This is a genomic window from Caenibacillus caldisaponilyticus, from assembly GCF_002003465.1.
Classification (GTDB): domain Bacteria; phylum Bacillota; class Bacilli; order Bacillales; family Sporolactobacillaceae; genus Caenibacillus; species Caenibacillus caldisaponilyticus.
Genome location: NZ_BDDQ01000058.1, coordinates 21,629 through 30,716 on the forward strand (window position 1 = coordinate 21,629; position 9,088 = coordinate 30,716).

Here is a 9,088-nt window from a genome sequence, read left to right on the forward strand (position 1 = left end):
TCGGATGCCCGCCCATGGCGGGCTTTTTTTCGTATGATTGGACAATGCACAGCCCGCTTCGCCCCTATCCTTGATGCCGGAGAGCTTAATCCATTTCCGCAAGCGGATGCGCAGCGCCTTGCCTTTTCGGCTCGCCACCCCGCGCCTCTGCCGGAATATTTTTTCCATCGGGAGAATGCGAACGCGCGCGGCATTCAGACCACGCGCGTTCGTTTCGACGGGTTTCTTTTTAATCCTCCGACTGAAACGGAGAGAGAAACGCTTCGGGAATGGGCGTTTCAAAGCGGAGCGTTTCGCCGGTCGTCGGATGTTTAAAAGCCAGGACGCGGGCGTGCAGGCCGAGGCGCCCGATCGCCTTGGACGTCGCGCCGTATTTTTTGTCGCCGACGACCGGATGTCCGATGTCCTTCATGTGGACGCGGATTTGGTTTTTCCGTCCGGTTTCGAGGCGCACGTCCAAAAGGGAAAAGGAACGATTGGCGCGGATGACCTTGTAATGCGTCACCGCTTTTTTACCGTCGCCCGGCCGGTTGCTGGAATACATGAGATGGGTTTTGCTCTCTTTCAACCATGACGTAATCGTTCCGGAAGGTTTTTTCACTTCCCCTTCAACGAGGGCGACATACCGGCGCTCAAAGACGAGCGTCTTCCACTCATTCTGCAGGCGTTCCTTGACGTCGGCCTTTTTGGCAAACACCAACACTCCGGACGTATCGCGGTCGAGGCGGTGGACGATAAAGATGCGCCGATCGGGATGGCCCTTCTGGACGTACGTCATCAGCTGCCGATACGCGGTCCGCTCTTTTTCTTTGTCCGAAGCGATCGTCAATAGCCCGCTCGCCTTGTCGACGACGATGAGGTCATCGTCTTCATAAAGAATCCGGAGCCCGTATAACTTCATGAATCCCTTCGGCTTCCCTTGGAGGATCCGCACGATCTGCCCCGGCTCAAGCGGATGATCGTGCCGGGTCACGACCCGGTCGTCGACGGTCACCTGCCCGCGGGCAAGCATGGCCTTCACGGCATTTCTGCCCCGTTTTGGAAAAAGGGTGCGGAGAAAAGTAAGCAACTGAGCCGGTTCTTGGATGGTCACTTCGATATTTTTTTCCGTTCGCGTTTTCGATCGATTGTGCGTCACGCTGATTTTCCTTTCGGTCGTCATGATTTTTGATGGCTTTGTTCCTTCCAATAGGCCCTGACATTTTGTGCCTGTCGGGCGGGGCGCGTCCGATGCCGCCCCTGCCTCTTGTCTATCATTTTACTCCCATTCGCCAACAAAAATAAACGGCGGGCAAAACCGGCGTTCTTCCAATGAATGACACCGCGCGCTCACGAACAACGCTGCCTTTATACGCACTTTCCCGTTGTCCTTTCCGCCAGGATTCGGCCCGGCGCGCCCATCCGGGATCCGCTCCGGGATGCCTAAATTTTTCTATCATGCTATTGTTGTCCATCTATAAATCCATTAAAATCAAATCACATAAATTCAAAATCTTTTACGGGGGCATGGTGAAATGGCTTGAAAAAAATCGTCCTTCTCGCAATCTCCTTGATGCTCGTCCTCGGTCTATGGCCGCTGCCTCCCGCCGACGCGGCATCCGAACCGGTCGTGCAGGTCAAATTAAAAAACTATTTGGGATCGCCGAAGTCGGTGACGTTAAAAGCGACCGGCCGTTACAGCACCGACCTTAACCATATCAAACTAGAACCGAACCATCCCTATCAACTCAAGGCGGAAAACGGCCGTCTCGCTTTATATGACGGCTCCAAACGATTGGGCACCGCCGCAGCGCTGTCGGTGGCCCCCGATGTGAACGGCAGCGTCCTTTCCATCAATAACCGGCCTTATCCGGGCAGCTTTAACTTTGTCGTCGAAAACGGATCGGTCGTTCGCCCGACCAACCTCGTCAACATCGAAGATTACCTGAAAGGCGTCGTCCCGTCGGAAATGCCGAACTATTGGCCGCTTGAAGCGCTCAAGGCGCAAGCCGTCGCCGCCCGGACTTATGTATTGGGCTACATCGGCACAACCATTGACGATACGATCAACTATCAAGTGTACGGCGGTTACAACGAGTATGCGAACACCAAAAAAGCCGTGGAAAGCACGGCCGGTCAAGTTTTAAAATACAACGGCCAGCTGATCAGCGCGGTTTTTTCCGCCAGCAACGGCGGCATGACCGAATCCAACACCAACGCCTGGGGCACCGCTCCCCTCCCCTATTTGCCGGCCAAGCCTGATCCTTATGACCCGAAACAAACGTGGAGTTTTACGATCCACAAACGGCAAATCGACCTCGCAAAAAAAGATTTGGTGAAACCGGAGTTATGGTGGAACGGAACGAAAGAAACAGATGCCGAGCTGACGGCCAATATCAAAAACTGGATGAAGTCCAACGGTTACAAGGATAAAGAGATCAAAATCACCGGCATCCCCGTTTTCTCTTTATATCAAAAGACTTCGGGCAAACGGGTGACGCGGGGCGACATCACCGTCGAATTTTTGATCAAAGACCAGCGCGATAAAAACGGGAAGTTGATCCCGCAAAAACTCGCATTCCAGAACGTCCCCGCTTCACGGATCCGGGCGATGGTCGGCCTCAGCGTGATGCCGAGCTATTATGTCACCTCCATTGATCGGACATCATCGGATCGCTTCGTTGTGCATGGCGCGGGCTACGGCCACGGCGTCGGGATGAGCCAATGGGGCGCCCATAATATGGCTGAAGCCGGAAAATCCTATAAAGATATTCTCAAATTCTATTATGAAGGCACCGCTTTGGTGAAAGCCTACGATCCGGACCCGAGCAACGGAACGGGACCCGGCGCGAAACCGCCGGCAAAAGACACGAAACCGCCCGTTATCCGGGATGTCGGCGCCCGGTTGGACGCCAAGGCCAATAAAGTGACGTTATCCTTCACCATCAGCGAGAATGCCGCCGTGACCGTTTATGTCAAAGACAAATCCGGAAAAATCTTGCGCTACCTGTTAAACAACGCTTCCAAAAAGGCCGGAAAACAAACCGCCGTTTGGGATGTCGCCAAGGTGAACAACGAGCGCTATACCTTTGGCATCATCGCGGTCGATCCAGGCAAGAACCGCGCTTCCGTTTTGTCGTCTTATACTTTGAACAAACCGAAACCCGCTCCGAAACTGAAATCCGGAACGGTAAACGCCACGCGCCTCAACGTCCGCTCAGCCCCATCAACCCAAGCGAAAATCATCGGGGTGTTGAAAAAGAAACAACGGGTTTCCATTTACCGCAAAACCGGATCGTGGTACGAAATAAAATTTGGCGCCAAAAAAGGGTACGTATCGGCCAAATACGTCTCAAACGTCAAATAACCGGCAAAACGCCGCCTCCTTCCCGGAAGGCGGCCTTTTTTAATGGCCGGGCACTGTCCCCTCGAATGTTTTCTAACCCCAGATGATGGGGCGTTCCCTTTTGAAAACCGTCTTTAGCGACGGGACGCGCACCCGCCGGGACACCGCCTCATATAAAAGATTAGGCGGCATGGCACGATAAAAACGCACGACGGGATGTGGTCGATATGGCGGTCCGAATCGATATCGCCCTGAAAGCTCACCGATTGAGCGTATACCGCGGCCAGAGAATGATCAAAAGCTATCCGATCGGCGTCGGAAAGATGCTGACGCCGACGCCGAGCGGCACATATAAAATCGTCAACAAGGTGCCCCACCCCGGCGGGCCGTTCGGCGTCTTGTGGATGGGATTGTCCAGGCCCCACTACGGCATCCACGGGACGAACGATCCCTCGTCAATCGGCAAGGACGTCTCCCACGGCTGCATTCGCCTGCAAAACCACGACGTGCTCGAACTCGCGCGCATCGTTTCCATCGGTACGCCCGTGCACATTCATCCGTAACTCGCCGTTAAAAACGCGGATGAAGCAGCGGGCTATTTTTTGTGCCCGCCCTTGCCGGGGGATGCTCCAGCCGGCCAAAACGAGATAAACCGAGCGTTCCAACCGCTTAAAAACAGCCGGCCGATTGCCTTCATGCATCAGCGCCGCCGCTTCCCGTTTGCCTCATTTAGTTGAATCGCATGGGCAGATCCATTTTGTTTAAAAAAATTTTTTCTTGATATGGCGCGGATGTAATCGCTATCATGAATAAATGCGGAAAAACAGGCAATTGACACGTTCATGAACCATCATTATGATATTTATTGTTATCAAAATACGATTTTAATATCACAACTGAATAACAAAATCTTATCAAGAGAGACTGAGGGACCAGGCCCAATGACGTCCGGCAACCTTCCCTGACCGGGAAAGGTGCCAAGTCCTGCAGAATGATTCCTTTCATTCTGAAAGATAAGGTTTTTTCAAAGCCTCTTTCGGATGAAAGAGGCTTTTTTATCTCTAAACAGGGGTTGTCCACTTGAACCGAGGAAAGGAGGCATCCGCGCGTGATCGTTTTTCAAGACGTCCGCAAAGTGTACGGAAAAGGCAAAGCCAAGCGCGTCGAAGCGCTCAAAGGCATCAATCTTCATGTAAAAAAAGGCGAGATTTTCGGCGTCATCGGCTTCAGCGGCGCCGGCAAGAGCACCTTGCTCCGCTGCGTGAACCTGTTGGAGCGGCCGACCTCCGGAAAGGTCATTGTCGACGGCGTCGATCTTTTGAGCCTCTCCCCTAAAGAGCTGAGAAAACAGCGCAAGAAAATCGGCATGATCTTTCAGCATTTTAACTTGCTGCATTCCAAAACGGTCTTCGGTAACGTCGCCATGCCGCTCATCATCGAAGGCCGGCCGAAACACGAAATCGAGAAAAAAGTGAACCAGCTGCTTTCGTTCGTCGGCCTCGAGGACAAAGCGAACCAATACCCGGAACAATTGTCGGGGGGACAAAAGCAGCGCGTCGGCATCGCGCGGGCGCTCGCGACCGATCCGCACATCCTCTTGTGCGACGAAGCGACGTCGGCGCTGGATCCCGATACGACCCGTTCGGTTTTAAACCTGCTCAAAAAAGTCCGGGATGAGCTTGGGATCACCATTTTGATGATCACCCATGAAATGAACGTCATTCGCGACGCCTGCGACCGCGTCGCCGTGTTGGAAGACGGCGTGATCGTCGAAGAGGATACGGTTTTAAACGTCTTTACAGAGCCGAAAACCGAAATTGCCAGAAATTTCGTGCGAACCGTGCTGAACGACAGCGTGCCGCCGACGGTCCGGGAATGGATCCAACGGAGCCGGTCGGAAAACAGCAACCGCCGCCTGTTCAGAATCATATTCAAAGGCGCGGCGACGAACGAGCCGCTGCTCTCCAATACGGCAAAACGCTTTCCGGTCGATCTCAACATCCTGCACGGCACGATCACGGAAATGCAGGGCATCCCGTTCGGCAATCTCCTCGTCGACGTAACCGGCGACCGGGAAGCCATCGAACAGGCGGTTCAGTATATGCAATCGCAAGAAGTCATCATCAAGGAGGTGGCGGACGATGCCATTTGATTGGTCCTGGTTTTGGCCGGAATTATGGGTCTCCATTGAGCAGACATTATACATGGTGGGGGTCTCGCTCGTTTTCGCCATCCTCATCGGGATTCCTTTGGGCGTGATCCTCGTCGTCACCCGCGAAGGCGGCATTTTGGAACAAAAAATTGTCTTTACCGTTTTAAGTACAATCATCAACATCTTCCGGTCGATTCCATTCATCATTTTAGTCGTCGCCATTATCCCGTTTACCCGCTGGGTCGTCGGAACGGCGACCGGCACGACCGCAGCGATCGTGCCCTTGGTGCTTTTTACAGCGCCGTACATCGGGCGGCTCGTGGAAAACTCCCTGCTCGAGGTGGATAAAGGGGTCATCGAAGTCGCCCAGGCGATGGGCGCCACCCCGTGGCAAATCATCTGGCGCTTTCTCTTGCCGGAGGCGCTTGGCTCCATCATCATGTCATTGACGATTGCCACCATCGGCTTGATCGGGGCAACGGCGATGGCCGGTGCCGTCGGCGCCGGAGGCTCGGCGACCTGGCGATCACTTACGGTTACCAGCAGTTTCAAACCCAAGTGTCGATCATCACCGTCGTGCTGTTGGTCGTTTTTGTCCAAATCATCCAAACCATCGGGAATTACATCTCGAAAAAGCTGCGGAGAAGATGATCGAACGCCATGCCGCCTGATACGCCGGCCCACGAAGGCATACCGCGTTGGGTTCACCGGCTTTAGCGTGTTATAAAACCTGCGCCGCTCACCAAAACTCAGCGGCCGCCTCAAGGCGGGTCCAACTTACACCGTGCGATCCACTGCGTGAAGCGGGCATCCCAGGCCTCCGGTTCCCGTTGCTCAAATATAAAGCCGAGTTTCTGGTAGCGGGGCGCCCGCTATCCGCGAATCGCTTGCCGCCTCAACGTCATTCGATAAAAAACCGATTTCGGTTTTTTATAAACAAAATCACAAAATAAACAGGAGGTACACCATGAAGAAAGCACTCGTTCTTCTCTTCAGCTTCGTTCTTCTCATCGCCACCGCGGCTTGCGGATCCGACAAAGGCGGCGGTTCCGCCGACTCCGGCAGCAAAAAAACGGTGAAAGTCGGCACGACGTCCGCCGAAGTGCCGATCTGGAATCTCATTAAAAAGAAAGCGGCTAAAGAAGGCATCAACATCAAAATCGTCCGGTTCGATGACTATGTCCAACCGAACCTCGCTTTGGCGGACGGCGACATCGACCTCAACGCTTTCCAAACGATCGTTTACTTCAACGACTTTAAAAAGAAACACCATTTGGATTTAGCCGCGATCGGTACGACCAACATTTGGCCGATGGGCATTTATTCGAAAAAAGTGAAAGACATCAAAGATATTAAAGACGGCGATCAAATCGTCATTCCAAACGACTCGACCAACTTGGGCCGCGCCCTGCTCTTGATGCAAAAAGCCGGCCTCATCAAATTGAAAGACGGATTCACCGTCTCGAACGGTTTGGACGGCATCGCTTCCAACCCGAAACATCTGAAGATTACAACGGTTAACGCCGCGCAAACCCCGCGCAGCCTCGATGATGCGACCGCTGCCATCATCAACTGCGACATGGCGATCAACGCCGGATTGAACCCGACCAACGACCCGATCTTCCGCGAAGACGCGTCGAACGTGGACTATATCAATATCATCGCGGCGAAAACCAAAGACAAAAACAACAAAACGTATAAGAAAATCGTCGACATCTACCATACCAAAGAAGTCGCCGATTTCATCAAGAAACATTATAAAGGCGCCGCCATTCCTGTGAACAGACCGATCGATGAGATCACGAAATAATCCATTATAAACGATGGGCGGGCGCAACCCGATGGGCGCCCGCCCCGTCATGATGTTCTTCAGCGCTTGGAGGCTTCCAAGCGCTTTTTCGCAAACGGCGCCCCGGCCCCGAATCTATATTTTACCGCTAACCTGACGATTCACGGTATGAGGCTCGTATAAAATCCCCTGGGCGCCGGGTTGCCGTAAGACTGTGCTCCGATTAAATTTTCACGTTAAACAGAGATGTGGGAGAGGGAAAACATGCCAAGAGCAAAAGAATACGAGATCATCGTTGTCGGTGCCGGTTCCATGGGGATGGCGGCCGGCGCCTTTTTGGCGAAGCAAGGGGCGAAGACGCTGTTGATCGACGCCTTTCATCCCCCGCACGACCGCGCCAGCCACGGCGGCGCCTCCCGCATGATCCGCCACGCCTACGGCGAAGGCAAGGATTACGTCGTCCTGGCCAAGCGCGCACAAACGCTTTGGGAAGCGCTCGAAACAGAAACCGGCTATAAAATCTTCGAACGAACGGGCGTGCTCGGGCTCGGCCCGAACGATTCCCCGTTCTTACAGGAAACCATCGCCGCCGCAAAGGCGTATGACTTGCCGCTGGAAGTCTTGTCCGCCCGGGAAGTTGCAGCGAAGTGGCCGGGCATTCGCGTACCCGACCATTTCATCGGCTGTTATGAACCGACGACCGGCTTTATCTACAGCGAAAACGCGATTCAGGCTTACAAAGAACTCGCTCTGAAAAACGGCGCGGAATTTTTGCCGGACGCCCCCGTTCATTCCCTGGATTGGCAAGACGGGTTCGTTGACGTCCAAACGCCCGCCGGTTCGTTTCGGGGCGAGAAGGTCATCGTCACCGTCGGCGCCTGGGCGGGGAAATTGTTAAGCGGGTTGAACCTGCCTCTCCGGCCCGTGCGCAAAGTGTTCGGTTGGTTCGAGACACCCGCAGGCCTCTACGATGCGCCCACCTTCCCGTCCTTTTACGTGGACGGCGGCGACCGGATGTATTACGGCTTCCCGAATGCGAACGCGAGCGGCCTAAAGCTCGGCCGAATGGACGGCGGCCAGCCGATCGACCCCGACCGGCACCGCCAAGACTTCGGGGCGTTCGCCAGCGATGAAGCCGATCTGCGCGCGTTTTTGCAAACATACATGCCGAAGGCCGACGGCCCGTTAATCGCCGGCAAGACGTGTCTCATGACGCACTCGCCCGACAGCCATTTCATCATCGACCGCCATCCGGAGAACGAAAACATCGTCATCGCCTGCGGATTTTCTGGCCACGGTTTCAAGTTTGCAAGCGCCCTCGGCGAACTTCTAGCCCAGCTGGCTCTCACGGGCCGCACGGATCACGACATCTCCCGCTTCTCCCTGTCGCGGTTCAATACCAAAAAAGCTGACGGATAAAGCCAAGTTATCCTGCGCCGCTTTGCATCGCATTCTAAACCGGACCGACAAAGAGGCTGGGACAAAACCCAGTAGGCTAAATTGAAAAGAGTGGTACCCACCAAAACATGTTGGTGAAGGTACCACTCTTTTTTATTGGTTTTCAGAAGTCAAATAAGGATACCTTCTGATAAAATTAAAATATAGCCAATTTACTTATCGGAGGTATCCTTATGTTTCAATATTATAACATGAATCAAGTGGTTTTGCCCCTAGATTTAGAAATTAAATTAAAAGAAAATGACATCGCCTTTCATATTCACCACCTCATCGAACAGATTCCTGATGAAGCGTTTGAAGCCTTCCTGCGTGATACGGGTCGTCCTTCCTATCATCCTCGTATGATGATGAAGATTATTCTGTG

At 53.6% G+C, this 9,088-nt stretch carries 7 protein-coding genes, 1 pseudogene and 1 riboswitch; of the genes and pseudogenes, 7 read left to right on the forward strand and 1 reads right to left on the reverse strand.

Going from position 1 to position 9,088, the window contains the following annotated elements:
- Positions 1-229: 229 nt before the first annotated feature.
- On the reverse strand, positions 230-1,162 hold the full coding sequence (locus CCB157_RS14245; RefSeq protein WP_077616545.1) for an RluA family pseudouridine synthase: 933 nt from the start codon (positions 1,160-1,162) through the stop codon (positions 230-232).
- A 357-nt stretch (positions 1,163-1,519) separates the two neighbouring features.
- On the opposite strand from CCB157_RS14245, the gene CCB157_RS14250 reads away from it, so the two are divergent.
- The 7 genes and pseudogenes from CCB157_RS14250 to CCB157_RS14280 form a co-directional block, all read left to right on the forward strand.
- Entirely contained in the window at positions 1,520-3,346 is a 1,827-nt protein-coding gene (locus CCB157_RS14250; RefSeq protein WP_077616546.1) for a SpoIID/LytB domain-containing protein, read from the forward strand.
- Between the two features lie 206 nt (positions 3,347-3,552).
- Entirely contained in the window at positions 3,553-3,888 is a 336-nt protein-coding gene (locus CCB157_RS14255; RefSeq protein ID WP_077616547.1) for a L,D-transpeptidase, read from the forward strand.
- Positions 3,889-4,233: 345 nt separating this feature from the next.
- A riboswitch (SAM riboswitch) is annotated at positions 4,234-4,345 on the forward strand.
- A gap of 88 nt (positions 4,346-4,433) precedes the next feature.
- Positions 4,434-5,477: a methionine ABC transporter ATP-binding protein gene (locus CCB157_RS14260; protein ID WP_077616548.1), complete on the forward strand. Its 1,044-nt coding sequence runs from the start codon at positions 4,434-4,436 to the stop codon at positions 5,475-5,477.
- A pseudogene (locus CCB157_RS14265) lies at positions 5,467-6,128 on the forward strand (methionine ABC transporter permease). Before CCB157_RS14260 ends, CCB157_RS14265 begins: the two are co-directional and overlap by 11 nt.
- A gap of 316 nt (positions 6,129-6,444) precedes the next feature.
- Positions 6,445-7,287: a MetQ/NlpA family ABC transporter substrate-binding protein gene (locus CCB157_RS14270; RefSeq protein WP_077616549.1), complete on the forward strand. Its 843-nt coding sequence runs from the start codon at positions 6,445-6,447 to the stop codon at positions 7,285-7,287.
- A gap of 243 nt (positions 7,288-7,530) precedes the next feature.
- Positions 7,531-8,685: an N-methyl-L-tryptophan oxidase gene (solA, locus tag CCB157_RS14275; RefSeq protein WP_077616550.1), complete on the forward strand. Its 1,155-nt coding sequence runs from the start codon at positions 7,531-7,533 to the stop codon at positions 8,683-8,685.
- A 212-nt stretch (positions 8,686-8,897) separates the two neighbouring features.
- Positions 8,898-9,088, forward strand: a 191-nt coding sequence (locus CCB157_RS14280; RefSeq protein WP_143287070.1) for a transposase, incomplete at its 3' end; no start/stop codon positions are given.

Coding starts and splice junctions, on each gene's coding strand:
- CCB157_RS14245 (WP_077616545.1), bottom strand. CDS start 1,162: ATGACGACCGAAAGGAAAATCAGCGTGACGCACAATCGATCGAAAACG.
- CCB157_RS14255 (WP_077616547.1), top strand. CDS start 3,553: ATGGCGGTCCGAATCGATATCGCCCTGAAAGCTCACCGATTGAGCGTA.
- CCB157_RS14270 (WP_077616549.1), top strand. CDS start 6,445: ATGAAGAAAGCACTCGTTCTTCTCTTCAGCTTCGTTCTTCTCATCGCC.
- solA (WP_077616550.1), top strand. CDS start 7,531: ATGCCAAGAGCAAAAGAATACGAGATCATCGTTGTCGGTGCCGGTTCC.